Genomic DNA, 24556 nt, shown 5'->3' with positions numbered 1-24556 from the left:
GTCGCTAGATCACGCTGTCACGACCGGCCCTCCGGAGCCGGCTCGGTAAACGTGAAATAGCAAGTCATGCGCTCAACCTTAGGTCATGTCCTCGGCATCCGCCACCTGCCGGACACCGCGTCCCATCATGTGGACATCTCGGGCTCACGTGAGTCGATCACTTTACTGGGCTATGAGAGTATGCGGGGGTTTAGAAGGAGGTAAGCCGGTTGATGGCCGAAGCACAGCCCGAGGGGCGCCGTATCGCCTCCCGCTACCACCTGCTCGAAGCCATCGGCCGGGGTGGCATGGGCATCGTGTGGCGGGCCCATGACGAGTTCCTGGACCGCGAGGTCGCGATCAAAGAGGTCCGCTACGCGGACATGCTCGGCGAGGACACCCAGGACGACTTCAACCGGCGCACCAAGCGCGAGGCACGCGCGGCGGGGCGGTTGACGCACCCGAACGTGGTCGTCGTCCACGACGTGGTCGAGGAGGACGGGCGCCCCTGGATCGTCATGCAGCTGGTGGAGTCCCGCTCGCTCGGCAAGGTCCTGCGGCAGGAGGGGCCGCTGCCGCCCAAGCGGGTGGCGGAGATCGGTCTCCAGCTGGTGGACGCGCTGCGGGCCGCGCACGCCCAGGGGGTGCTGCACCGCGACGTCAAGCCGGAGAACGTGCTGCTGGCCGACGACGGCCGGGTGGTGCTGACCGACTTCGGCATCGCGACGCTGGAGGCCGAGACCGCGCTGACCATGACCGGCATCGCCGGCACCCCCGCGTTCATCCCGCCGGAACGGATCAAGGGCGGGAGCGCCCAGCGCGAGTCGGACCTGTGGTCGCTCGGCGCCACCCTGTACGCCGCCGTGGAGGGCAAGCCCCCGCACGACCGCGGCGGGGCCCTGCCGACCATGCACGCCATCCTGAACGACGAGCCCGCGCCCCCGGTCCACGCGGGGCGGCTGACCCCGGTCCTCGAAGGGTTGCTCCGCAAAGACCCCACCGAGCGCCTGACCTACTCGCAGGCCGAGCGGCTGCTGCGCAGGGCGGTCGAGGAGGAGAGCAGGCCCGAGCGGGCCAGGCCCGCCAGGACGGCCGTCATGCCGGTCGTGCGCCCGGCGGACGAGACCGACCCGGGGGCCCGGTTCCGGCCCGGGGAGGTCCCGGAGACGGGCGCGAAGCTGGGCGGCGTGCCCGCGGCGCCCGGGAGCGCGGCACCCGCGGCTCCGGCTCCGGCTCCGGCTCCGAAGGCTCCCGCCGCCTCCGCCGAGTCCCCCGCCGCCGGCTCCGCGGGCTCGGGGGTGCCGGCGTCCGGCGCCGCGACGCCCGCGCCCGACGCCGAGTCCGCGGTATCCGGTGCCCCGGCGGCCTCGGACGGGGCCGCGCCCGGACCGGCACGCCACGAGGAGCCGCGGGAGACCGCCGCGGAGGCCCCGGCCGCACCGGCCGGGAAGGATCCGGACAAGGACGCGGAAGGCGATGCGGCCCCGGCTCCCGCGCCGGGGGCCGCCCCCGTTCGCGGGGCGGACCCCGAGAGCGAGGCGGAGCGGCCGACCACCAAGGCCAGGCCCGTCCCCGGCCCCGCGGGCGGGACCGGCCGCCCGGGTGGCAAGGCCGGGACCGGCGTGGACCGGTCCGCGCCCGGCGCGCCCACGGCCGGGACGCCGGCCGAGCCCGCGGCGAGTTCCGGGTCCGTGGCGGGCCCCGGGTCCGTGGCGGGCCCCGGGTCCGTGGCGGGCCCCGGGTCCGTGGCGAGCTCCGGGTCCGGTGGCGGGTCCGCCCCGCCGCCCCGGAAGAAACCCGCGCCGTCGTCGCGGCCCAACCCCTTCCCCCCGGTGGGCCGCACCCCGGCGGCACGTGAGCCGCGGCCCACCCCCGCGCCGGAGCCCGTCTCCGCGGCCCGCGCCGAACCCGTGCCCGCCGCGCGGCCGGAGCCGGCACCCCTCTCCTACGGGGACTACGACGCCGGCGTTCCCACGGTCACCTCACGGGAGCCGAAGCCCCCGTCGAGCCCGATCAAGCGGGGCCTGCTGGTGCTCCTGCCCGCGGTGCTGATCGTCGGCGGCGTCGCCGGGTGGCTCGGCCTGCGCAGCGGCGAGAGCGAGAAGGACCCGCAGGCCCGGCCCAGCTCGTCGGGGGTGTCGAGCGCGCCGGGCGAGTCGGGGGATCCGGGCCGGGGCACCCCGGAGAGCTCGCCGGAGCCCCCGGCGTCCCCCTCCGCCTCCTCGGCGCCCCCCACGCCGAGCCCCACGAAGACGGAGAAGAAGTCCGCCCTGCCCGACGGCTGGCGGATGCACAAGGACCCCAACGGGTTCTCCATCGGCCTGCCCAAGGGCTGGAACGTGGAGAAGCGGCCCGGCCAGCAGGTCTGGTTCCGCGGGCCGGACCGGTCGAGCTACGTGATGATCGAGTACGTCGACCGCGCGGGCCCCGACCCGAAGAAGGACTGGCTGGACTTCGAGCCGAACGTCCGGAGCAGGTTCCCCGGCTACAAGCGGATCAAGATCGTTAATGTCGACTACATGGTGAAGGCCTCCGACTGGGACTTCACCTGGAACACGAGTTCGGGCAAGGCCCGCGTGCGCAACCGGGGGTTCGTGACCAAGGGCGGGCGCGGATACGCCATCTACTGGCACACCCCGGCCAAGGACTGGAAGAAGAACCTGCACTACTTCGAGGGGTTCGCCGCGACCTTCTCGTCGAAAAAGTGAACGGTGTCCCTACCGGCTACGATTCGTGAGCCTGGAAGGGGAGGCGGGGGAATGTCCGAGAAGAAGGTGGCGGGCCGCTACCGGCTGGTGGAAGCCATCGGCGAGGGCGGCATGGGCGTGGTCTGGCGGGCCCACGACGAGCTTCTCGACCGGGTCGTCGCGGTCAAGGAGGTCCGCTACCACGGGGTCGGCGAGGCGGCGCGCGCCGACCTGAACCAGCGCACGATCCGCGAGGCCAGGACCGCCGGGCGGCTCGACCACCCCGCCGTGATCGTCGTCCACGACGTGGTCGAGGAGGACGGGCGCCCCTGGATCGTCATGCAGCTGGTCCGGTCGCGGTCACTGGGCGCGATCGTCCGCGAGGACGGGCCGCTCCCTCCCGAACGGGTGGCGGCGGTGGGGCTGCACGTGCTGGGCGCGCTGCGGGCGGCGCACGCCGCCGGGGTGCTGCACCGCGACGTCAAGCCGGAGAACGTGCTGCTGGCCGACGACGGCCGGGTGGTGCTGACCGACTTCGGCATCGCCTCCATGGCGCAGGATCCCGGCATCACCCGCACGGGCGCGATGGTCGGCACCCCCGCGTTCCTGCCCCCGGAGCGGCTGCACGGCCGGCCCGCCACCCCCGAGTCCGACCTGTGGGCCCTGGGGGCGACGCTGTACGCGGCGTTGGAGGGCCGGCCGCCGTACGAGCGCCCCACGGCCGCCGCGGCCATGATGGCCGTCCTCAACGGCCAGCCGAGCCCGATGTCCCACACCGGCCCGCTGGCCACCGTGATCATGGGCCTGATGGCCAAGGACCCGGCCGCGCGGATGTCCGCGGAGCAGGCCGAGGCCCTGCTGGGCCAGGCGTCCTCGGGCGGGACGGCCCCGGACCGGGCCGGACGGGGCCACGCCCGCGGGCCCGGGATCCCGCCCGGACTCCCCGGCCCCGCGGTCCAGGGGCCCCCGCACCACTCCACGCTGCCCTTCCATCCCGGCGACCCGGCGCACCAGAGCGGCCCGTACGGCCCCGGCGACGGTCATCTCCACGGCTCGCAGCCGGGTGACGCGTACCGGAACGGCCCCCACGGCTTCCACCCGGTGGACCCGGCGCACCAGGGCGGCCCGTACGGCTCCTCCCACGGCCCGCAGCCAGGCGACACCGCCCACCAGAGCGGCCCGGCATACGGATACCAGGGCGACACCGCCCACCAGGGCGGCCCGGCATACGGCTCCCCCGCCCCGTACGGCGCGCAGCCGCCCTTCGGCGGGGAGCAGCCGCCCCACGCCGGGTACCCGGGTCGCTGGGGCGCCCAGCCGCAGGCGCCGTACCCGATCGCGCAGACGCAGCCCGAGCACGCGCCGTACGGTTCCGAGCTCCCGTACCAGGGCGACTGGTCGCAGCGGGCGCTGCCCGCCGACGCCGGGGACGGGCACCGGCCCGCGGGACGGTCCCGGGCGGGACGGCTGGCGCTCCTGGTCGGGGTGCCCGCGCTGGTCGTGGCGGTCGGGGTGGGCGGGTGGCTGGCCGTACGCGACACGGGTACCTCGGCACCGGGCGCGGACCGCACGACGGCGGCGGGCAGTGGCCGGACGAGTTCCGCCGGCACCCCCGAGGCGACCCCGGAGGCGACCCCCGAGGCGACCGCCACCCCGTCCTCCCGGCCGAGCCGGACGATCCCCGCCGGCTGGCGGCTGCACCGCGACCCGATGGGCTTCTCCGTCGCGGTGCCCCGCGGCTGGCAGGTCAAGCGCTTCGACGGCCGCAACCGGGTGGAGTTCCGGGCCCCCGGGTCCAGCGCCTTCCTGTGGATCGAGTCGACCGAGGACCCCGAGAAGGACCCGCTCAGACACTGGGAGAAGGTGGAGCAGGCCGGGACCGCAGAGGGCGTCTGGCCCGGCTACGAACGGGTCGGCCTGACCGAGCTGACCTACCAGGGCGTGCCCGCCGCGGACTGGGAGTTCACCTACCTCAAGAACGGGGTCCGCACGCACGTGCTGGACCGCGGCTTCCGCACCCGCGCGGACAAGCCGTACGCGATCTACTGGGAGAGCCCCGACTCCGAGTGGGACCGCTCGTTCTTCGACAGGTTCGTCAGGACCTTCCGGTTCTGACCGGGGCGGCCCGCGCCATGCGGGACCCGCCGATCGGGCGTGTCACGCGAAGGGCGTGCCCTTCTTCGCGTACCGGTGGAGACGAACGCGCAGCACCGGGGTGGGAAAGCCGAACATAAGCTCGTTGCCCATGGAAACAACCACTCGTTCCTCAGCGATCAGGGACGGATTGGGCGTGGGGATCGCGGTGGGCCTGGCCGGGCTGGCCTTCGGCGCGGCGGCGGTCACCGCCGGGCTGACCGTCGCGCAGGCGTGCGCGCTGAGCCTGTTCGCCTTCACCGGCGCCTCCCAGTTCGCCCTGGTCGGCGTCGTCGCGGGCGGCGGCAACCTGGTCGCGGGCACCGCGGGCGCGATACTGCTGGGCGCCCGCAACGGCCTGTACGGCCTGCGCCTGGCCGGGCTGCTGGGCGTGCGGGGCTGGTCCAGGCTGCCGGTCGCGCACGGTGTGATCGACGAGACGGCCGCGGTCGCCCTGGCCCAGCCGGACGAGCGGTCGGCCAGGACCGGGTTCTTCGTCACGTTCGCCAGCCTCTATCTGACCTGGAACGCCACCACGCTGCTCGGGGCGCTGGGCACCTCCCGGGTGGCCGACCCCGCCGTGTTCGGGCTGGACGCGGTCGGCCCCGCGACCTTCCTGGCCATCCTGTGGCCCCGGCTCACCGGCGGCGACCCGGAGACACGGACGCTGCGGCTGATCGCGGGCGGCGGCGCGGTGATCGCGCTGGCCGCGACCCCGTTCACCCCGCCGGGCGTGCCCGTGCTGCTGGCGGCCGTGGCCGTGCTCGCCGTGCTCCTGAGGAGGCCCCGGTGACGATCTGGTGGGCCGTCGCCGTCACCTGCGCGGCGTGCTACGTCCTGAAGCTGGCCGGGCTCTCGGCGCCGCGCCGGATCCTCGACCACCCGGGGGTGCAGCGCTTCGCGGCGCTGGTGCCGGTGGCCCTGCTCGCGGCGCTGATCGCGGTGCAGTCGTTCGCGCACGGGCAGGCGCTCCACGTCGACTGGCCGCGGACCGCGGGGCTGGGCGCGGCCGTCGTGGCGCTGCTGCTGCGCGCCCCGTTCCTGGTGGTCCTGGCGGTGGCGGCGGTCGTCACCGCCGCGCTGCGTCACCTCCTGGGCTGAGGCCGCCGGTCGCCGCCGCGTCCTCGGCCGGGACACCGGCACCGCCGCGTTACGCCACCTCCCGGGCCGGGGCCGCCGGTCGCCGCCGTGGGAGCCGTACCCGGAAGGTGGCGCCGGCGCCGGGACGGGAGGTCACCGCGGCGTCGCCGCCGTGCGCGGCGGCGACGGCGGCGACGATGGACAGCCCGAGGCCCGCGCCCGCCTGGCGCCGCACGCCGTTGTGGGTGTGGTCGGCCCGGTAGAAACGCTCGAAGACCAGGGCGCTCTGCTCGTCGGTGAGGCCCGGCCCCTCGTCGGCGACCTCGATCACGGCGTGCTCGCCGTCCGCCCGGATCCGGACGACCGCCGGGGTCCCCTCCGGGGTGTGGCTGAGCACGTTGGCCAGCAGGTTGCCGACGACCTGGCGGATCCGGGCGGCGTCGCCCGACACCTCCACCGGGCCGTCGTACTCCAGCGAGAGCGGCCGGAGCGGCTCGATGGCGAGGATGTCGGCCACCGCGTCGGCGGCGAGCGCGGTCAGCTCCACCGGGGCGCGCTCCAGGGGGCGGCCCGTGTCCAGGCGGGCCAGCAGCAGCATCTCGTCGACCAGGGAGCCCATCCGGGTGGCCTCGGCCTCGATCCTGCTCATGGCCTTGGCCAGGTCCTCGGGCCGGGTGGCCGCGCCGCGCCGGAACAGCTCGGCGTAGCCGCGGATGGAGGCGATCGGGGTGCGCAGTTCGTGGGACGCGTCGGCGACGAAACGGCGCAGCCGGTCTTCCGACGCCTCCCGCTCCCGGAACGCCTCCTCGATCTGGGCGAGCATCTGGTTGAGCGCGTGGCCGAGGCGGCCCACCTCGCTGGTGGCCGGCGCCGCCTCGATGCGGCGGTCGAGGTTGCCCTCGCCGATGGCCGCGGCGGTCTCGACGATCCGGTCCAGCGGGCGCAGCCCGCGGCGGATCAGGTGGGCGGCGAGCAGGGTCAGGCAGACGAGCGCGGCCGCCGAAGAGCCGATCATGACCCAGGCGACGCGCTCGGTCAGCTCGTCGGAGGCGGCCACCAGTTGCTGCGGCGTGGTCAGGGCGAGCAGCCGGGCGCTGCCGTGCCCGCGCCAGTCTTGCAGCGCGCCGAACGTCGCCCCCGCCGCCACCCCGAGTGCCAGGGCGACCAGGCCCACGACGGTCAGCACGAGGCGGGTCCGCAGCGACATCAGTCTTCCCTCGGCAGGCGCAGGACGTATCCCACCCGGGGCACGGTGTGGATGAGCGGTGGGGGGAACGCGTCGACCTTGCGGCGCAGGTAGCTGATGTAGGTCTGCACGACCCCGTCGTTGCCGCCGAAGTCGTACTCCCACACGTAGTCGAGGATCTGCCGTTTGGAGACGACCTTGCCCGCGTTGGCCGCCAGGAAGCGCAGCAGCTTGAACTCCGTCGGGGTGAGGTCCACGCGCCGGCCGCCCCGCCACACCTCGTAGGCGTCCTCCTCGATGACCAGGTCGGCGAAGGTCACCCTGCCGCTCTCCGTGCTCGCCCGCTGGGTGCGCCGCAGCACGGCCCGGATCCGGGCGATCAGCTCCTCCAGGCTGAACGGCTTGGTGACGTAGTCGTCGCCTCCCACGGTCAGTCCGCCGATCTTGTCCTCGGTGGCGTCGAGCGCGGTGAGGAAGACCACCGGCACCTCCGACCCCGTCGCCCTGATCCGGTGGCAGACCTCCGTGCCGAGCACGTCGGGCAGCATCACGTCCAGCACGATCAGGTCGGGGCCGAAGGTCTCGGCCAGCGACACCGCCGCGGCCCCCGTTCCGGCGATCGCCGTCTCGAAACCCTCGTAGCGCAGGGCGGTTGCGACGAGATCGGCGAGATAGGGCTCATCATCTACGACCAGTATGCGGATCACGCGACAAGTCTCGCTCAGAAGATCTTGAAAAGACCATAGAAAACTCTGTGAAGAACGATTCACATACCGCTCTAAGAGCGGACACACAGCCACCGAAGATCGCTTTGCTGCACTGAAGGGCATGGAGAGAATTTCGGTTTTCGTACTGCGACGCAAGGGGCTGGTCGCCCTGCTGGCCGTGCTGGGATTCCTGGTGGGCATGGGCGCGACGCCGATCGCGATTCAGCGGCTCTCCGAGGTGTACGCCCACCCGGGAATGCCCGCTTTCGACGCTAACCAGGAGATCGTCAGGATTTACGGGAATGGCGGCTATCAGCGGCCGTTCGTCCCGGTCGTCGTATTTCCTGAGGGAATGCGGGCCGAGGACCAGAAAGAGGCCGTCGGCCGCGCCTTCGCCGCCGTCTCCGCCAAGCTGCCCGAGGCCCGCGTGGTCTCCTACGCGAGCACCGGCGACCCCCGGCTGATCGGCGCCGACGGCCGGACCACGTTCGGGCTGGTCTTCCCCGGCACCTACTCCGACGGCAGCCCGCCCGGCGGCGGCCTCGGGGAGACGCCGAACGAGAGCCCGATCATCACCGCGGCGATGGCCCCGGCGCTGCCGCCGGGCACGAGCGTTCACGTCACCGGGCTGGACACACTCGCGCCGAGCGTGGACGCGGGCGGCGTGGACGTCCCCACCAAGATCGGCATCGGCGTGGTCGCCGCGGTGCTCGTCCTGCTGCTGGTGTTCCGCTCGGCGCTGGCCTTCGTGCCGATCCTCATCTCGGTCCTGTCCATCTTCCTGGCGTTCATCGTGATCCTGCTGCTGACGCTGGTGATGACCGTGCACGACGTGGCCCTCACCACGATGCCCCTGCTGGGCCTGGGCATCGCGGTCGACTACTCGCTGCTGCTGGTGGCCCGCTGGCGGGAGGAGCAGGCGGGCGGGCACCGCGGCGACGAGGCCGTGCACCGGGCCATGGCGGGCGCCGGACGGGCGGTGCTGTTCAGCGGCGTGGCGGTCGCGATCGGCCTGGTGACCATGGTGGTGCTGCCGGTGCCGTTCCTGCGCAGCCTCGGTCTCGCCGGAATGATCATCGCGGCGGTGAGCGTGACCACGACGCTGACCGTGCTGCCGGTGCTGCTCGCCCTGACGGGGCAGCGGCTCGACCGCAAGCGCGCCCGCAAAGGCGGGGACGAGCCGCCCTTCCAGCGCGAGGCGCGGGCCGGGCGGGCCTGGTCGGCGTGGGCCCGCGGCGTGGTACGGCTGCGCTGGCCCGCCGCCCTGCTCACCGGCGGGCTGCTGGTGACGCTGACGGTGACCGCCCTGGGCGTCAACCTCGGCCTGCCGGAGAGCAGGAACCTGCTGACCACCGGTCCCGGCCACGAAGGGCTGGCCGCGCTGCACCGGGCGGGCATCCCGGCCGGTTCGATCACCCCGTTCGACGTCCTGGTGACCGGCGACCCCGACCGGACCGCCGAGCGGCTGAGGTCCGTGGCAGGCGTGTCCGCCGTGCTCGCCCCGGACGAGCCGTCCTGGCGGCGCCAGGGCACCGCCGTCGTCACCGTGCTCCCGACCGCGGAGAACGGCACCGCGGCGGGCGAGGCGACCATCGCCCGGGTGCGCGAGGCGGCACCGGCCACCGCGCGGGTCGGCGGCAACGCGGCGCAGAGCATGGACTTCCAGGAGCACACCTACGCGGCGTTCCCCTGGATGCTCGGCCTGATCGCCCTGGTCACGTTCGTCATGCTGGCGCGGGCGTTCCGCTCGCTGCTGCTGCCGCTGAAGGCGATCGTCCTCAACCTGCTCTCGCTGGGCGCGGTGATCGGCGCGATGGTGGTGCTGTGGCAGTTCGGCTGGGGCACCAGGGAACTGCTGGACATCCAGCCGACCGGCTCGATCGGCGAGTTCGTGCCGCTCACCATCTTCGCCTTCCTGTACGGCCTGAGCATGGACTACGAGGTGTTCATCCTGGCCAGGATGCGCGAGGAGTACGACAGGTCCGGCAACACCGACCACGCGGTGATCGAGGGCGTGGGCCGTACCGGGCGGCTGGTCACCTCGGCGGCGCTGATCCTGTTCATCTCCTTCGCGGCGCTGGCCATGACCCCGGAACTGGACGTGAAGGTGTTCGCCAGCGGCCTCGCCCTGGGCATCTTCCTGGACGCCACCCTCATCCGGGGCGTCCTGGTCCCGGCCGTGGTCGCGATGATGGGCCGGTGGAACTGGTGGCTGCCGGCCTGGGCCGCGCGGCTCCTGCGGGTCGAGCCCTCGCCGCTGAGGAGGGACGACCCCGACCCCGTCCGGGTGCCCGAACCGGTCTAGGGTCCGCCCGGCAGTGCGAAGGCCACCGCCTCCCCGGGAGGCGGTGGCCTTCTCGTGTGTTTCCGGGATCCGTGTGTTTCCGGGATCCGTCAGACGGCGGTCAGCACCGCCGCGGAGTTGAAACCGCCGGAGCCGCGGGCCACGACCAGGGCGGCCGAGAGCCCGGCCACGGCCCTGGGCTCGGTGACCAGGTCCATGCCCCGGGGGGCGACGGTGTTGACGGTCGGCGGGATCACCCCGCCGGTCAGGGACAGGGCCGCCCACGCGAGGTCGAGGGCCGCGCCGCCGGAGCACAGGCGGCCGGTCATCGTCTTGGGCACCGTCACCGGCACCGGGCGGCCCCCGAACACCTCCCGCAGCGCCGCCACCTCCTGGGCGTCCCGGACCGGGTCTCCGGCGCCGTCGGCGAAGACCACGCCGATGTCGTCCGGGCCGAGCCCGGCGCGGGCGATCGCCTCGCGCATGGCCCGGGCGTACTGGCGGTGGCCGGGCGCCGGGTCGGTCACGTGGTGGGCGTCGTGGGTGGAGGCGGTCCCGGCGATCTCGGCGTAGACCGTCGGAGCACACCGGCCGAGGGCGCTGTGCCGGTCCTCCACGATGAGGATCGCACCCCCCTCACCGGGGACGTAACCGCCCGCGTCGGGGGCGAAGGGCCGGTAGGCCCGGTCCGGGTCGGTCTCGCGGCTGACCGTCGCCTCAGCGGCCTGGCACGCCAGCGCGTACGGCGAGAGCGGTGCCTCGGTGCCCCCGGTCACGACGACCTCGGTGCCCCGGCGGACCAACCGGCTCGCCTCGGCCAGCGCGTCGATCGCCCCGGCGGCGTCCGCCACCAGCACCCCGCAGGCGCCCTTGAGCTGGTGCTTGATGGACAGCTGGCCGCTGCTCGCGGCGTAGAACCAGCCGATGGACTGGTAGGCGCTCACCGCCCGGGGGCCCTTGCTCCACAGCGCCTGGATCTCCCGCTGCCCGAACGCGTTCCCGCCGGAGGCGCCGGCGGTCACCACCGACAGGTCGAACGGGTCCTCCCTGGCGGGGTCCAGCGCGGCGTCGGCCAGGGCGAGCCGGGTGGCGGCGAGGGCGAACCAGGTCCACCGGTCGGTCTGCACCAGCAGTTTGCTGTCCACGAACTCGTGCTCGTCGAAGCCGGTGACCTCCCCCGCCAGCCTGATCGGCGCCCCGGTGGCGTCGAACGACGTCACCGGGCCGATCCGGCCCCGCCCGGACAGGGATCCCGCCCAGTGCTCGACCACGCCGATCCCCGTCGGGGCGACCACGCCGATCCCGGTGATCACTGCTCTGCGGTCGCTCATCGGTCCGCCCCGAGCGCGGAGAAGATCATCGCGGACTGGAACCCGCCGAAGCCGCTGCCCGCCGAGAGCGCGTGCCCGGCGGTCACCTCGCGTGCGACCAGGGGCGTGTAGTCCAGGTCGCAGTCGGGGTCGGGGACGGTCAGGTTGGCCGTGGGCGGGACCACGCCCCGCTGCAGGACCATGGCGCAGGCCGCCATCTCGATCGAGCCGATCGCGCCGAGCGAGTGGCCGATCACCGACTTGATCGAGCTGATCGGCACCCGGTGGGCGTGGTCGCCCAGACTCCGTTTGTAGGCGGCCGTCTCGTGCCGGTCGTTCTGTTTGGTCCCCGACCCGTGGGCGCTGATGTACCCGATGTCCTGGGGGTTGAGCGCGGCCTCCTCCAGCGCGCGGCCGATGGCCTCGCCCAGCTCGAACCCGTCGGGCCGCAGCCCGGTCATGTGGAAGCCGTTGGCCCGCGCGGCGTAGCCGGTGACCTCGCAGTAGACGCGGGCGCCGCGCCTGCGGGCGTGCTCCAGCTCCTCCACCACCAGCACCGCCGCGCCCTCGCCGAGGACGAAGCCCTTGCGGCCCGCGTCGAAGGGCCGCGAGGCCGTCTCGGGCTCGTCGTTGCTCGGGCTGGTCGCGCGGATGGCGTCGAAGCACGCCACGGTGATCGGGGAGATCGGCGCGTCCGACGCCCCCGCGATCATCATGTCCGCCTCGCCGTCCTGGATGAGCCGGTAGGCCCGGCCGATCGCGTCGATGCCGGAGGTGCAGCCCGTCGAGACGACGGCGGCCGGGCCGTTGACGCCGAACCGGACCGCCAGCTCAGCTGCCGCGCTGGAGGGCACCAGCGCCTGGTAGAGGAAGGGCTTGAGATGGCGGTGGTCCACCGCCCAGTCCCTGCCGCGGTCGCTGGCGACCACGTACTCCTCCTCCAGGGTGATGGTGGCCCCCACCGCCGAGCCGAGGCTGACCCCGGCCCGCTCGGGGTCGGCCGCGCCGAGGTCCAGGCCGGAGTCGGCCAGGGCCTCGTCGGCACAGGCGACGGCCAGCTGCGTGAAGCGGTCCATGCGCCGGACCTCGCGCGGGGTGAGCCCGTGGGCGGCCGGGTCGAAATCGACCTCGGCCGCGATCTGGGAGCGGAACGGGGAGGGGTCGAAGGCGGTGATCCGGCGGACGGCCGGTTTGCCGTCCACGATCCGGTTCCAGAACTCCTCGCGACCCACCCCGCCCGGGGCGATCACTCCGATGCCGGTGACGACGACGCGTCTCACGTGCCCACCTTCTCCGGGTAGGGCTCGGTGTCCACGTGCCCGAGTTCGGGCCGCGGGGCGAGCGGGCTGAGCTGGAAGACCGCCAGCGCGTCGTCCCCGCCGATGTTGGTGAGGCGGTGCCTGACGTTGCGGGGGATCAGCAGCGCGTGCTCGGCGCCGACGGTGAGGGGCTCCCCGTCGAGGTCCACCCTGAGCGTCCCGGTCGCGACGAACAGGTACTCCTCGGAGTAGGGGTGGTAGTGCTCCGAGACGCCCTCGCCGGGCGCCAGCCGCACGGCTCCGCAGAAGCCCGACGAGGAACCGCAGGTCGCCGGGGAGACCAGGGTGCGCAGGTCACCGCCGCGCCTGGTGTTGGACGGCACGTCGTGGAAGCCCACGGCGCGGCGGCGGCGCCGCTCCACCTTCTCCTTGATCAGTGACATCTGGATCGCGGAGTTGGCGTTGATCCGGTCGGTCATCCCGGGGGTGTCGACCGGGGCGCCGGGCTTCATGTGGAAGTCCTGCACCCAGCGCATGCGGGTGCGGTCGGGCCCGAGCTCCTCGTAGACCCAGGTGATGTTCATGAACTCGAACGGCCCGGTCTCCACCCGGCGGGCCCGGACCGTCCAGGTGTCGCGGTCCCAGGTGCGCTCCGACACCCAGGACCAGACGCGGTCCTGCTCGTCGGGGTGCATGGTGAGCCGGAAGGTCACCGAGTCGTCCGACTCGGTGAGGACCTCCACCTTGGCGTACTCGGAGAACAGCTCCGGCCAGGCCCGGACGTCGTTCGTCTGGTCCCAGACGAATCCGATGGGCGCGTCGATCTCGATCGTGTTGTCGGTGTGTCCGATCATGGTGTGCGTTCGCCTCCTCAGGCGCCGGTCGCCGGCAGCCGCTCGGTCACGAGCTTCTTCATCAGGGACGGCGTGGCGTCGGCCGTCAGCCGCTCCTCCACGTCCACGCCGAACCGGTCCTGGATGCGGGTGGCGATCTCCACCCGGGCCAGCGAGTCGAGGTCCAGTTCGGCGAAGCTGCGCTCCAGGACGTCGTCTCCGGCCGCGGGGTCCAGGCCCACGGAGAGCAGCAGTTCGCGCACGGTCTCGTCGGTGAATGCCATCGTCATCGGCTCCTGTCGTCGGTCGGTGTCTCGATGCGCGCCGGCCGGGAGGTCTCGGCGGGCGCCGGTCGGCCGGTGTCCCGGCGGGCGTCGACCAGCCAGATCCGGGCCGAGCCGACCGCCTGCGGGTCCGCCATGGCGGGGACGGGACGGCCCAGTCCCCGGGCGAGCTCGGCCTGGTGGGTCACCCCGGCCCGCCAGCCGTACCCGGCGAGCCAGGCCACCGGGTCCTCCACGACGGACCGCCAGGCGGCCCGGGTGGAGGCGAGCTTGTTCATGGCGGGCCGCAGTTGCGGCAGCTCGACGTAGGCCCGGTTGACGTGCTCGACGGCGAGCCTGCTTCCGGGGGGCGACAGTTCGGAGACCCGGCTGAGGATGCGCCCGCCGTCCTCGGGCGTGAGGTACATCAGGACGCCCTCGATCAGCCAGGCGATCGGCTCGCCCGGGTCGAGTCCCGCGGCCAGCAGCGCCGACGGCCAGTCCTCGCGCAGGTCGGCGGGGACGGCCACGCGGTCGCAGGCGGCCCGGGCGCCCTGGTCGGCCAGTGCCTTCTCCTTGAAGGAGATCAGGTCCGGCAGGTCGACCTCGAACAGGCGGGTGCCCTCGGGCCACTCCAGCCGGAACGCCCGGGTGTCCAGGCCCGCGGCGAGCAGGACCACCTGCCGCAGGCCGGCCCCGGCGGCCTCGCGCAGCCGGTCGTCGAAGAAGCGGGTGCGCAGGACGAAGTGCTCGCCGGCCCGGCGGCCCGCCTCGCTGATCCCGGTGATCCGCCCGGCGGCGTCGGCGAGCGGACCCGCCAGCGGGTCGTCGAAGAGCCGGTCGGGCCGTGCGCTCTCGGCCTCCCGGGCCTGGGCGATCACCACCGCGGTACGGCTCACGCCGGTGGGGAGGCCGGGGCCTCCCGTGGCTCTGGTCACGTCTCACTCCTCTCACCGGTTTCACGGGCGAAATCGATGGCCATGGTGAGCTGGTAGGTCTTGCGGTAGACCAGCCGGTCGAAGGTCAGGCGCATGAACGCGTCACGCGCCGCGCAGGCGATCGGGTGCCGCCAGCGGGTGAGCTCGCCGTTGGCCCGTGACCGCCGGACCATCCGGGCGGTGCGGGTCACCCGCCGGGCCTCGTAGGCGGTCAGGGCCGCCGGCACGTCGCCGCCGGCGAGTTCCTCGCCCAGCACGAGGGCGTCCTCGATCGCCTGCCCCGCGCCCTGGCCGAGGTTGAACGTCATGGGGTGGGCCGCGTCCCCCAGCAGCGTCACCGGGCCGTGGCCCCAGCGCCGCAGCGGGGGGCGGTCGAAGACGTGCACCGGGGTGACGTCGTCCGCCCCGGTGGCCGCGATGAGATCGGGAACCGGGTCGGGCCAGCCGCCGAACTCCGCGGCCAGCAGGCCGAGAGGGGTCGCGCCGAGCCGCGGGGCGACCCGGTCGCCGAGCACCCCGTCCCAGTAGACGTGGTCGTCGGCGAGCCGGTAGCAGACGAACCACCGGCCCCGGCCCCAGGTGCTGAGGAAGGTGTGCTCCGGTACCCCGGAGCCCGGCAGCCGGATCACCCCCTGGAAGGCGGTGAACCCGGCGTAGCGGGGCGGCGGGTCCCCGGGGAGCAGCGCGGCCCGCACGGTCGAGCGCAGCCCGTCCGCCCCGACGAGCAGGTCCGCCCGTTCCTCGCGGCCCCCGGCGAACCGGACGACGACCCCGTCGCCGGTCGCGGTGAAGCCGGTGCACCGGGAGTCGAGTACCAGGTCGTCCCCCACCCGGCCGGCGAGGAGGGCGTGCAGCGCGGGGCGGCTGACGCTGTAGACCGGCGCGTCGAACCGCCCCGCCATGCGCGCCATGGACCACTCCGCGATCCGGCGGCCGCGCATGTCCCGGAACAGGTGCCGGTGGAGCTCGTGACCGATCTTCCGGACCTCGGGCTCCAGCCCGAGCGCGCGCAGTGCCAGCACGGCGTTGTGCCAGAGCACCAGCCCGTGTCCGGCCTGGGCGGCGTGCGGCCCGGGGGCGCGCTCGTACACGGTGACCTCGGCCCCCGCGGCCCGCAGCGCCAGCGCCGCGCTCAACCCGCCGATGCCGCCCCCGACGACGATCACCCTCACCCGGGCCTCCGCGCGCGGGCGCCGGCCGCGACCGTCTCCGCCTCCGTTCCCCGCCCCCTCTCCGCCTCCGTCTCCCGGTGGATCAGGAAGCGCAGCGAGCGGGCCTCGGTCACGCACTCGCGCATCGGCCTGACGAGTTCGCGATGCTCCTCGGTCGCCTCCCACGCGAGGAAGTCGGCCAGTCGGCGCCACTCGCTGGTGATCAGCCACTGCTCGGGGTCGGTGGCCGACTGGCAGACCTGGTCCTTCAGGTGCCCGGGGACGCCTCCGGACACCTGGTACCGGATCTTCTCGTAGGCCGCCAGGAAGTCTTCCCGCCGCTCGGCGGGCACCCTGATCAGGAAGACGATCCGTGCCCTCATCGGGGGCCTCCCACACCGGGCGGGGGCCCGCCGAGCTCGGACGTGAACTCGAACCGGCCCAGCACCGGCACGCAACTGCCGTACAGGCCGTCCGCGGCCTCGCTGGTCAGGAACCCCACGACCCTGGCGACCAGTTCCGGGGTGACGGTGTGGTCGAAGTTCATCTGCGGGCGTTCCCGGCGCTTGTCCGGCGTGTCCGCCATGGTCATGACGACCGTGTTGGCGTGGATGCCGCTCCGCTTCACCTCGTGCGCGATGGAGCGGACCCAGGCGACCAGGGCCGCCTTCGCGGCGGCGTAGGCCGACAGCGCGGGCAGCGGCTCGTCGGCGAGCGGGGTGCTGAAGTAGACCAGCCGCGCGCCTTCGGTCAGGTGCGGCAGGACCGCCTGGGTGGCGGTGACGGCCGACAGGAAGTTGTCGCGCAGCATCTGCTCGTAGGCCCCGGTGTCCATCAGGAACAGCGGTCCGGCCCGGAAGCCGCCGACCAGGTGGACGAGCCCGTCGAGCCGGCCGAAGCGCCTGACCGCCTCCTCGGCGGCCAGCCGGGCTCCCTCGGGGTCGGAGACGTCCGTGACCAGTGCCTCGATCCGCCCGGCGGCGCCGTGCCGCCGTTCCAGCTCGGCGAGGCGGCCCTTGTCGCGGCCGGTGAGCAGCAGCCGGTCGCCCCGGCCGCCGAGCAGTCCGATCACGGGTTCGGCGAGCCGGCCGGTGGCTCCGGTGATCAGGAAGACGGGGGCGCTCATTGGACCGGCTCCGCGACGCGGGTGGTCACGTGGTCCATCAGCGCCGACAGGAAGAAGGCCCGTGCGCCCTCCGGGTCGCTCATGTCACGCGGGACCGTGAGGTAGGCGTCCAGCTCGCGTTCCAGTTTCCGGATGCTCGGCTGCCCGGACAGGTGCGCCATCACGCTCGGCAGGCTGCCGTCGATCTCGATGACGCGGATGACCGTGGTGCCCTTCATGAAGATCGACGTGCTCAGCAGCCGCGTCCCGTCGGGGGTCTCCCACTCGGGGGGCGCGTAGCTCGACAGCAGTTCCCTCACCGCCGTCTCCGTGCCGGGCTTGATCTGGAAGGTGATCGCGTAGCGCTGCATCGGACTCCCTTCGGTCCGGGGCGGCCGTCCGCCGCCTGCTGGGATCAGCCTGTTCGCGAAGGACCGGGCTGTCTTCCGCCACGCGGCCGAATCTGCCGCTCCCCCGGCGGTGGGGCCGTCTCCGCCGCCGGTGGGGGCCGGCGGTTCCTCAGCGGAGGAGCCGCGCCCGCCGGACCCCGTACTGGAGAACACCGGGAAACACCGGGAAACACCGGGAAACACCCACCGCACCAAGCAACCATTTGCTCTATTTTTTGATTGAAAACCCTATTAAATGAATTTCGTATGTCATGATTCAAAAACATTCCGCGCAGATATCGGCCCGCCATGGATAATGCGATTCCGGCCGCACGCCTTAGGGACCCCTTAGCTTTCCCTGTGAAAACCCATAGATCGCTTGACCGGCGCACATCCGCGCTGTACTGGCTGACACGAAGATGTCGGATTCCCTGACTCCCCGCATGGAGGGAGGCCCCCGGGGTCGGCGGGCGCTCCGCCCGGCCAAAGAATGACACCTTAATGAAACCTGTGACGCCCCATATAATTTTCTTGATATAGCCACCTTTTCTGACTACGATTATCTTTCATGGGGGAACTACGGGGCAAAATAACCCAAAAAGGTAAGCACCTCTCACGTTTCTCGATTAGCCGGTCTCAGCGGTCCCTGACGGGGTGGGTCCGGTGAGCGCCTTCTTCGGCTATCTCGTCTCCGAGCTGGGCTGGACCGACCTGCTGTGCTCCGCGGTGGCGGCGACCCTGTCCACCGTGTCGTTCGCGCTCGGCACCCGCCGCCGCATCCGGACCAGGCTGGTCAGGAGCGAGATCGCCGCGGTGCTCCGCGAACGGCGCAGGATCGCCCGCAACCTGCACGACGGCGTGGGCCACGGCCTGACCGTCATCGCCCTCCAGGCCCGGCGGCTGCCCGACTCCCCGGCGACGGCGCACCACGTGGCCGAGATCATCGAGGAGACGGCCCAGGCGACCCTGGCCGACCTGCGAGAAACCCTGGCCACCCTGCGGCACGAGTCGTCTCCCCCGCGGGGCCGGCCCGAACTCCCCCGGTGGGAGGAGCCGCAGCGCGACGACGGCGTACCGCTCTCGGCCAAGCTGACCGAGCTCGCCGGGCGCCTTCCCCTTCCCGACCTGGTGCTGCGGCTGCGCAACATCGCCGCCGAACACCAGGTCCCGCCCGAGATCGCCCGGACGGCGTTCCGCGTCGCCCAGGAGGCCCTGACGAACGCGCTCAAGCACAACACCGGACCGGTCCACCTGGAAGTCTGCTTCGGCGACGAGCTGAGTGTCTCGGTGGTCAACGAGACGCGTTCGTCCGGCGTGATGACCGTGGCCGTGCCGGCGCCCTTCCCCGGCAGGCAGGGCGGGACGGGGTTGCCGGGCCTGTCCGAGCGCGTCGCGGAGCAGGGCGGCCACCTGGAGTCGGAACCGCTGGCCGGGGGTGGGTTCGTCACCCGGGCCGTCATTCCCGTGACCCTTCCCGTCTTCAGAGAGGACGAGCCATGCGGAAGATCCGCGTCCTGATCGTCGACGACCAGCCACTGATCCGCAGCGGTCTGCACGCCACCTTCGACGGAGTGCCGGACATCGTCGTGGCCGGGGAGGCCAGGAACGGGATACAGGCGGTGCAGGCGGTCAAGACGCTCCGCCCCGACGTCGTGCTGATGGACATCAACATGCCGCGCATGGACGGCATCACCGCCACCAGGGAGATCTGCCGGCTGGGCGCCGGCTACCCCGCGAAGGTCGTCATCCTGACCATCTACGACCAGGACGAGCATGTCTTCGAGGCGCTGCGCAGCGGGGCCAGCGGTTTCATCCTCAAGCACACCCCCACCGACCGCCTGGTGGACGCCGTGCGCGAGGTCGCCGAGGGCGACGCCCTGCTGTCGCCCTCGGTGACGCGCAAACTCATCGACGAGTTCGCCCGGCGCCCGGTGCTCTCGGCCGCGCCCACCCCCGCGCTGGACCAGCTCACCGAGCGGGAGCGCGAGGTGTTCCGCCTGCTCGTACGGGGTTACAGCAACGACGAGATCGCGCGCGCGCTCGTGCTCGGCGACAGCACGGTCAAATCGCACGTCCAGCACCTCTACCAGAAGCTCGGGGTGCGCGACCGGGTCCAGATCGTGATCTTCGCGTACGAGAACGGACTGGTCGCCTCCACTCCCCGGGGCTGACCCGGCCCCCTCCGGGAAGGAGGTCATCCCCTTCCCGGAGGAGCCGCGGATTCACGCCGGCGGCGGGCGACACCGGCCGGACCGGGTTCCTACGGTGAGACGGACCGACCGCTCGACCCCGAGGAGTGCCCGTGCCCGACCAGATCCTGATCGTCGCCCGCCTCAGCCCCGGCGGTTCCGGCGAGGTCTCCCGTCTCTTCGGGGAGTCCGACGCCGGCGAGCTTCCCCGCGTGCTCGGGGTGACGCGCCGCGACCTGTTCCGCTACCGGGACCTCTACGTCCATCACGTGGAGTTCGAGGGCTCCGCCACCGAGGCGATGGCCGTCGCCCGCGAGCGGGAGGACTTCCGGCGGCTGAGCCGGGAGCTCGCCCCGTACGTCACGCCGTACGACCCGGACACCTGGCGCAGCCCCGCCGACGCGATGGCCCAGCGGTTCTACCACTGGACCCCCGGGGAGCGTGTCCTGTGACGATCTCCCCTCCGGCACCGGCCACCGCGACCGGCGAGTGGAGCCGCTGCCCGGGCTGCTCGGCCATCGTGTACGTCCCCCGCCTGGCCCGCGCGCAGCGTGTCTGCCCCGAGTGCGGCCACCATCACCGGCTGAACGCCGGCGAGCGGCTGCGCACCCTGGTGGACGACGGCTCCTTCCGCGCCGCCGTCCCGCAGGTGCGCGGCGGCGACCCGCTGGGCTTCGCCGACTCCCTGCCCTATGCCGAGCGCCTGGCACGGGCACGCGCGCGCACCGGCCTCGACGACGCCGTCCTCCACGGCACCGCCACGGTCGGCGGCCACCGCGTGATCGTCGCCGTCATGGACTTCTCCTTCCTCGGCGGCAGCATGGGTTCGGCGGTCGGCGAGGCCGTCACCCGCGCCTGCGAGCAGGCGCTGCGCGAGCGTGTCCCGCTGGTCCTGGCCATCGCCTCCGGTGGCGCACGCATGCAGGAGGGCGGCCTGTCGCTGATGCAGATGGGCAAGACCGCCCAGGCGATGCGGCGGCTGCGCCGGGCGGGCGTGTTCAGCGTCTGCGTGCTGACCGACCCCACCTTCGGCGGGGTGACCGCCTCCTTCGCCACCCTCGGGGACGTGCTGATCGCCGAGCGCGGCGCGCTCGTCGGCTTCGCCGGGCCGCGCGTCATCGCCTCGGCGACCCGGGAGAAGCTCCCCCCGGGATTCCAGAGCGCCGAGTATCTCGCCGCCCGTGGCATGCTCGACCGGGTCGAACCCCGCGACGGCCTGCGCCCCCTGCTCGCCCGGCTCCTGGCCATGACCGGTGCCACGACCGGCCCGGCCGGCGGCGGGCGCGTTCCGGGGCCGCCGGTCCCGGGCGGGCCCGCGGTGGTGATCCGCGATCCGGGCGAGCTGTCCGGCGGGCCGACCGCCCAGGAGACCGTCCGGCTGGCCCGCGACACCCGGCGCCCGACCGCCCTGGACTACATCTGGCACCTGTGCTCGGATTTCGTGGAGCTCCACGGGGACCGCACGCACGGTGACGACCCGGCGATCGTCGGCGGTACCGGCCTGCTGGGCGGGATGCCCGTAATGATCATCGGCCATCAGAAGGGCCACGACACCAAGGAGCTCGTCGCCAGGAACTTCGGTCTCGCCCATCCCGAGGGCTACCGCAAGGCGCTGCGGCTGATGCGGCTGGCCGACCGGCTCGGCCTGCCGGTGGTGACCCTCGTCGACACCCAGGGCGCGGCTCCGGGCGTCGGCGCCGAGGAACGCGGGCAGTCCTGGGCGATCGCCGAGTGCCTGGCCGGGATGTCGGAACTGTCGGTCCCGGTGGTCGCCACCGTGGTCGGCGAGGGCGGCAGCGGTGGCGCGCTGGCCCTGGCGGTGGCCAACCGGGTGCTGATGCTGCGCCACGCCGTCTACTCGGTGATCAGTCCGGAGAGCTGCTCGACGATCCTGTACGGCGATCCGTCACACGGTCCCGCGCTGGCGGAGTCCCTGCGGATCACCGCGCCGGAGCTGCTGCGGCTCGGCGTCGTCGACGGCGTCGTGCCCGAACCCCGCGGCGGCGCGCAGGAGGACCCCCGGGCGGCGATGGAGCTGCTCAGGGCCGCCGTGCTGGAGTCGCTGCGCGAGCTGTCCGGGCTCAGCGGCGACGAGTTGCGCAAACACCGCTACGAGAGGTTCCGCGGACTGGGAGTGGTCGACAGTGAGTGAGCGGATCACCGAGAGGCAGAGTCCCGCCGAGGACGCGCACGCGACGATAAGGCTGCTGCGCGAGGAGGCAGGCAACCTCGTCAAGACCATCCCCGGCCCGGTCGCGGGCATCTCCCTGCGCCTGGGAGAGTGCTCCCTGGAGGTGACCTGGGCTCCCCCCCAGCCCTCCGTGCCGGTCCCGCGGCCCCCCGCCGAGGCGCAGGCCGGACGGGCCGTACCGCCCGATCCCGGGCCGGCGGAGCCCGGGCCGTCCGCGGCGGCGTGGGAGCACCCGGCGTCATACGCGGTGACCGCTCCCCTGGTGGGCACCTTCTACGTCGCCCCCGAGCCGGGAGCCCCGCCGTTCGTGCAGCCGGGCGACCGGGTGGACGCCGGGCAGACGATCGGCATCGTCGAGGCCATGAAACTGATGAACCCGGTGACCGCCGAACGGGCGGGCGAGGTCGTCGAGGTGATCGCCGGGAACGGCGAGCCGGTGGAGTACGGGCAGGTTCTGGTACGGATACGGACGGACGCCGCATGAGCTTCGGCAGGATACTCATCGCCAACCGGGGCGAGATCGCGCTGCGCGTGGCCAGGACCTGCCGCGAGATGGGCATCCGGACCGTCGCGGTGTACTCCACCGCCGACCGGGACGCCCGCTTCGTGGCCTACGCCGACGACGCCGTCCACATCGGCCCGGCTCCGGCTCGGCGCAGCTATCTCTACGTGCCCGCCGTCATCGAGGCGGCCCTGCAGACCGGGGCGGAGGCGATCCATCCCGGTTACGGTTTCCTGTCGGAGGACGCCGACTTCGCCAGGATCTGCGCGGACCACGGAATCACCTTCATCGGCCCCCGCCCGGAGGTCATGGAGTGCGTCGGCGACAAGGCGCGGGTGCGCTCCCTGATGGCCGAGGCCGGGCTGCCCGTCCTGCCCGGCAGCGACGGCGCCGTCCCCTCGGCCGCCGAGGCCGAGCGGATCGCCGCCGAGATCGGCTACCCGGTCATCGTGAAGGCCGCCGCCGGCGGCGGCGGGCGGGGCATCGAGGTGGCACGCGACCGGGCGGAGCTGCGCGAGGTCTACCGGCGCACCACCGCGTCCGCCCGCCGCATGTTCGGCAACGGCGACGTCTACCTGGAGCGGTTCGTGCCCGTGGCCCGCCACGTGGAGGTGCAACTGCTGGGGGACTCCGCGGGGACCGTCGTGCACCTGGGAGAACGGGACTGCTCGCTGCAGCGGCGCAACCAGAAGCTCGTCGAGGAGGCTCCCTCCCCCGCGCTCTCCGCGGAGGTGCGCAGACGTCTCGGCGAGTACGCCGTGGCGGGCGCGCGGCACGTCGGCTACACCGGCGCGGGAACGATGGAGTTCCTGGTCGACCCGGCCGGGGAGGCGACCTTCATGGAGATCAACGCCCGCATCCAGGTCGAGCACCCGGTGACCGAGATGCTCACCGGCGTCGATCTGGTCCGGGAGCAGATCCGCGTGGCCATGGGCGAGCGCCTGCCGTTCACCCAGGAGCAGATCCGCTCCACCGGCGCGGCCATCGAGTGCCGGGTGAACGCCGAGGACCCCGACGCGGGGTTCCGTCCCGCCCCCGGCCGCCTGACGGTCTTCCGCCCGCCCGGCGGACCCGGTGTGCGGGTGGACTCCGGGTTCGCCCAGGGCGACGTGATACCACCGGACTACGATTCGATGATCGCGAAACTGGTCGTCTGGGCGCCCACCCGGGAGGAGGCCGTCGCCAGGGCCGACCGTGCGCTCGCCGAGTTCGCCGTGGCGGGGCCGGGCGTGGCCACCACGATCCCGCTGCTGCGTGATCTGCTGGCCCGGCCGGAGTTCGCCGCCGGTGCGCACAGCACCCGATTCGTGGATGAGTTCATGGCTGAACGTGATCAATTACGGCGGTCTGCGTAATCTGTCCGAATGCCCGCGCGGATCCTGGGTACTCGGCAGCCCATGACCGATTCTCAGGGGATGATCGGAGCCCGCTACCGCCTGCTGGACCGCATCGGCCGGGGAGGCATGGGAACGGTCTGGCGGGCGCGCGACGAGGTGCTGGGACGGGACGTGGCGGTCAAGGAGGTCATCCCGTCCCCGGACCTGACCGGTCCGGAGCGCGAGGTCTTCACCCTCCGGACGCTCAGGGAGGCGCGCGCCGCCGGGCGGGTCGGGCACCCGGGGGTCGCCACGGTCTACGACGTCGTCGAGGAGCGCGGGCGCCCCTGGATCGTCATGCAACTGGTCGAGTCCCGCACGCTCGGCGCCGTGATCCGGGAAGAGGGGCCGCTGCCACCGGCGCGGGTGGCGCGGATCGGGCTGGAGGTGCTCGGCGCGCTGCTCGCCGCGCACCGGGTCGGCGTGCTGCACCGGGACGTGAAGCCGGACAACGTGCTGCTCGCCAGGGACGGGCGGGCCGTGCTCACCGACTTCGGCATCGCCGTGCTGGAGGGCGACGCCTCGGTCACCAGGACCGGTGCGCTCATCGGCACCCCGGCGTTCATCGCGCCGGAGCGGGCCAAGGGCGGGCCCGCGCAGTTCGCCTCCGACCTGTGGTCGCTGGGCGTGACGCTCTACATGGCGGTCGAGGGCCGCTCCCCCTTCGAGCGGGCCCACCCGCTGGCGACGCTCAGCGCCGTCACGCATGAGGACCCGCCCCCGGTGCGGTTCGCCGGCGCGCTCGGCCCAGTGATCTTCGGCCTGCTCCGCAAGGACCCGGCGAAGCGCATGTCCGCGCAGGACCTGCAGGTGCACCTGGCCTCCCTCGTGAACGGCACGTCGCCGGCGCCGACCATGCCGATCGACCTGCGGGCACCGGCCCCCGGGGCCCGGGTGAGCGTGGCCCCCGGTGCGGGCCCCGCGCCGGCGGTGGGCTCCGTGCCCGCCCCCGTGCCCGCCCCGGCGGCCGCGGACGCCCCCGCCACGAGCAGCG

23 protein-coding genes are annotated in these 24556 nt (G+C 73.3%); 12 read left to right on the top strand and 11 right to left on the bottom strand.

What is annotated here, in order from left to right:
* Window positions 1-212: 212 nt before the first annotated feature.
* From ABD841_RS01830 to ABD841_RS01815, 4 genes are all read left to right on the top strand, one after another.
* Window positions 213-2687, top strand: coding sequence for a serine/threonine-protein kinase (locus ABD841_RS01830; protein ID WP_344967103.1), 2475 nt, complete (start codon window positions 213-215; stop codon window positions 2685-2687).
* A gap of 51 nt (window positions 2688-2738) precedes the next feature.
* Window positions 2739-4781, top strand: coding sequence for a serine/threonine-protein kinase (locus ABD841_RS01825; RefSeq protein ID WP_344967101.1), 2043 nt, complete (start codon window positions 2739-2741; stop codon window positions 4779-4781).
* A 130-nt stretch (window positions 4782-4911) separates the two neighbouring features.
* A complete protein-coding gene (locus ABD841_RS01820) occupies window positions 4912-5592 on the top strand; it encodes an AzlC family ABC transporter permease (RefSeq protein ID WP_344967099.1) in 681 nt (226 codons plus the stop codon).
* The gene (locus ABD841_RS01815) at window positions 5589-5900 is read left to right on the top strand and encodes an AzlD domain-containing protein (RefSeq protein WP_344967097.1); all 312 of its coding nucleotides are present in this window, start codon (window positions 5589-5591) and stop codon (window positions 5898-5900) included. The genes ABD841_RS01820 and ABD841_RS01815 overlap by 4 nt, the downstream gene beginning before the upstream one ends.
* A 49-nt stretch (window positions 5901-5949) precedes the next feature.
* On the opposite strand, the gene ABD841_RS01810 is transcribed toward ABD841_RS01815, so the two are convergent.
* Complete coding sequence (locus ABD841_RS01810) at window positions 5950-7086, bottom strand: sensor histidine kinase (RefSeq protein WP_344967095.1); 1137 nt, start codon at window positions 7084-7086, stop codon at window positions 5950-5952.
* On the bottom strand, window positions 7086-7772 hold the full coding sequence (locus ABD841_RS01805; RefSeq protein ID WP_344967093.1) for a response regulator transcription factor: 687 nt from the start codon (window positions 7770-7772) through the stop codon (window positions 7086-7088). Before ABD841_RS01805 ends, ABD841_RS01810 begins: the two co-directional genes overlap by 1 nt.
* Before the next feature lie 121 nt (window positions 7773-7893).
* On the opposite strand from ABD841_RS01805, the gene ABD841_RS01800 reads away from it, so the two are divergent.
* Window positions 7894-10077 carry an MMPL family transporter gene (locus ABD841_RS01800; protein WP_344967091.1) on the top strand — a complete coding sequence of 728 codons (2184 nt, stop codon included), beginning with the start codon at window positions 7894-7896 and terminating at the stop codon, window positions 10075-10077.
* An 89-nt stretch (window positions 10078-10166) separates the two neighbouring features.
* On the opposite strand, the gene ABD841_RS01795 is transcribed toward ABD841_RS01800, so the two are convergent.
* Genes ABD841_RS01795 through ABD841_RS01755 form a run of 9 tightly spaced genes read right to left on the bottom strand, consistent with a single transcriptional unit; the run spans window position 10167 to window position 17286 of the window.
* A complete protein-coding gene (locus tag ABD841_RS01795) occupies window positions 10167-11387 on the bottom strand; it encodes a beta-ketoacyl synthase N-terminal-like domain-containing protein (protein ID WP_344967089.1) in 1221 nt (406 codons plus the stop codon).
* Complete coding sequence (locus ABD841_RS01790; protein ID WP_344967087.1) at window positions 11384-12646, bottom strand: beta-ketoacyl-[acyl-carrier-protein] synthase family protein; 1263 nt, start codon at window positions 12644-12646, stop codon at window positions 11384-11386. The genes ABD841_RS01795 and ABD841_RS01790 overlap by 4 nt, the downstream gene beginning before the upstream one ends.
* Window positions 12643-13479 carry a cupin domain-containing protein gene (locus ABD841_RS01785; RefSeq protein WP_344967085.1) on the bottom strand — a complete coding sequence of 279 codons (837 nt, stop codon included), beginning with the start codon at window positions 13477-13479 and terminating at the stop codon, window positions 12643-12645. Before ABD841_RS01785 ends, ABD841_RS01790 begins: the two co-directional genes overlap by 4 nt.
* Before the next feature lie 17 nt (window positions 13480-13496).
* Window positions 13497-13748, bottom strand: coding sequence for an acyl carrier protein (locus ABD841_RS01780; protein WP_344967083.1), 252 nt, complete (start codon window positions 13746-13748; stop codon window positions 13497-13499).
* Entirely contained in the window at window positions 13745-14659 is a 915-nt protein-coding gene (locus ABD841_RS01775) for an SAM-dependent methyltransferase (RefSeq protein ID WP_344967081.1), read from the bottom strand. The genes ABD841_RS01780 and ABD841_RS01775 overlap by 4 nt, the downstream gene beginning before the upstream one ends.
* A complete protein-coding gene (locus ABD841_RS01770; protein WP_344967079.1) occupies window positions 14656-15831 on the bottom strand; it encodes an FAD-dependent oxidoreductase in 1176 nt (391 codons plus the stop codon). The genes ABD841_RS01775 and ABD841_RS01770 overlap by 4 nt, the downstream gene beginning before the upstream one ends.
* Complete coding sequence (locus ABD841_RS01765; RefSeq protein WP_344967077.1) at window positions 15828-16193, bottom strand: antibiotic biosynthesis monooxygenase family protein; 366 nt, start codon at window positions 16191-16193, stop codon at window positions 15828-15830. Before ABD841_RS01765 ends, ABD841_RS01770 begins: the two co-directional genes overlap by 4 nt.
* Window positions 16190-16936: an SDR family oxidoreductase gene (locus ABD841_RS01760; RefSeq protein ID WP_344967075.1), complete on the bottom strand. Its 747-nt coding sequence runs from the start codon at window positions 16934-16936 to the stop codon at window positions 16190-16192. The genes ABD841_RS01765 and ABD841_RS01760 overlap by 4 nt, the downstream gene beginning before the upstream one ends.
* Window positions 16933-17286, bottom strand: coding sequence for a SchA/CurD-like domain-containing protein (locus ABD841_RS01755; protein WP_344967073.1), 354 nt, complete (start codon window positions 17284-17286; stop codon window positions 16933-16935). The genes ABD841_RS01760 and ABD841_RS01755 overlap by 4 nt, the downstream gene beginning before the upstream one ends.
* A 681-nt stretch (window positions 17287-17967) precedes the next feature.
* On the opposite strand from ABD841_RS01755, the gene ABD841_RS01750 reads away from it, so the two are divergent.
* From ABD841_RS01750 to ABD841_RS01720, 7 genes are all read left to right on the top strand, one after another.
* Window positions 17968-18822: a sensor histidine kinase gene (locus ABD841_RS01750; RefSeq protein ID WP_344967071.1), complete on the top strand. Its 855-nt coding sequence runs from the start codon at window positions 17968-17970 to the stop codon at window positions 18820-18822.
* On the top strand, window positions 18801-19475 hold the full coding sequence (locus ABD841_RS01745) for a response regulator (protein WP_344967069.1): 675 nt from the start codon (window positions 18801-18803) through the stop codon (window positions 19473-19475). The genes ABD841_RS01750 and ABD841_RS01745 overlap by 22 nt, the downstream gene beginning before the upstream one ends.
* A 131-nt stretch (window positions 19476-19606) precedes the next feature.
* On the top strand, window positions 19607-19945 hold the full coding sequence (locus ABD841_RS01740) for a TcmI family type II polyketide cyclase (RefSeq protein WP_344967067.1): 339 nt from the start codon (window positions 19607-19609) through the stop codon (window positions 19943-19945).
* Window positions 19942-21645 carry an acetyl-CoA carboxylase carboxyltransferase subunit alpha gene (locus tag ABD841_RS01735; RefSeq protein WP_344967065.1) on the top strand — a complete coding sequence of 568 codons (1704 nt, stop codon included), beginning with the start codon at window positions 19942-19944 and terminating at the stop codon, window positions 21643-21645. Before ABD841_RS01740 ends, ABD841_RS01735 begins: the two co-directional genes overlap by 4 nt.
* Window positions 21638-22168 carry an acetyl-CoA carboxylase biotin carboxyl carrier protein gene (locus ABD841_RS01730; protein WP_344967063.1) on the top strand — a complete coding sequence of 177 codons (531 nt, stop codon included), beginning with the start codon at window positions 21638-21640 and terminating at the stop codon, window positions 22166-22168. Before ABD841_RS01735 ends, ABD841_RS01730 begins: the two co-directional genes overlap by 8 nt.
* Complete coding sequence (gene accC / locus ABD841_RS01725; protein ID WP_344967060.1) at window positions 22165-23541, top strand: acetyl-CoA carboxylase biotin carboxylase subunit; 1377 nt, start codon at window positions 22165-22167, stop codon at window positions 23539-23541. Before ABD841_RS01730 ends, accC begins: the two co-directional genes overlap by 4 nt.
* 42 nt (window positions 23542-23583) lie before the next feature.
* A partial coding sequence (locus ABD841_RS01720) for a serine/threonine-protein kinase (protein WP_344967058.1) occupies window positions 23584-24556 on the top strand: 973 nt, incomplete at its 3' end.

Source organism: Streptosporangium fragile, from assembly GCF_039534445.1.
In the GTDB taxonomy this organism is placed as follows: Bacteria; Actinomycetota; Actinomycetes; order Streptosporangiales; family Streptosporangiaceae; genus Streptosporangium; species Streptosporangium fragile.
Note: the sequence above shows the minus strand (reverse complement) of the source record. Positions and strands in the feature narration are given on the sequence as shown.

Excerpts from the sequence above, each read along its gene's own strand:
- ABD841_RS01830 (WP_344967103.1), top strand. The coding sequence starts at position 213 with ATGGCCGAAGCACAGCCCGAGGGGCGCCGTATCGCCTCCCGCTACCAC.
- ABD841_RS01825 (WP_344967101.1), top strand. The coding sequence starts at position 2,739 with ATGTCCGAGAAGAAGGTGGCGGGCCGCTACCGGCTGGTGGAAGCCATC.
- ABD841_RS01820 (WP_344967099.1), top strand. The coding sequence starts at position 4,912 with ATGGAAACAACCACTCGTTCCTCAGCGATCAGGGACGGATTGGGCGTG.
- ABD841_RS01810 (WP_344967095.1), bottom strand. The coding sequence starts at position 7,086 with ATGTCGCTGCGGACCCGCCTCGTGCTGACCGTCGTGGGCCTGGTCGCC.
- ABD841_RS01800 (WP_344967091.1), top strand. The coding sequence starts at position 7,894 with ATGGAGAGAATTTCGGTTTTCGTACTGCGACGCAAGGGGCTGGTCGCC.
- ABD841_RS01795 (WP_344967089.1), bottom strand. The coding sequence starts at position 11,387 with ATGAGCGACCGCAGAGCAGTGATCACCGGGATCGGCGTGGTCGCCCCG.
- ABD841_RS01785 (WP_344967085.1), bottom strand. The coding sequence starts at position 13,479 with ATGATCGGACACACCGACAACACGATCGAGATCGACGCGCCCATCGGA.
- ABD841_RS01780 (WP_344967083.1), bottom strand. The coding sequence starts at position 13,748 with ATGACGATGGCATTCACCGACGAGACCGTGCGCGAACTGCTGCTCTCC.
- ABD841_RS01765 (WP_344967077.1), bottom strand. The coding sequence starts at position 16,193 with ATGAGGGCACGGATCGTCTTCCTGATCAGGGTGCCCGCCGAGCGGCGG.
- ABD841_RS01760 (WP_344967075.1), bottom strand. The coding sequence starts at position 16,936 with ATGAGCGCCCCCGTCTTCCTGATCACCGGAGCCACCGGCCGGCTCGCC.
- ABD841_RS01755 (WP_344967073.1), bottom strand. The coding sequence starts at position 17,286 with ATGCAGCGCTACGCGATCACCTTCCAGATCAAGCCCGGCACGGAGACG.
- ABD841_RS01745 (WP_344967069.1), top strand. The coding sequence starts at position 18,801 with ATGCGGAAGATCCGCGTCCTGATCGTCGACGACCAGCCACTGATCCGC.
- accC (WP_344967060.1), top strand. The coding sequence starts at position 22,165 with ATGAGCTTCGGCAGGATACTCATCGCCAACCGGGGCGAGATCGCGCTG.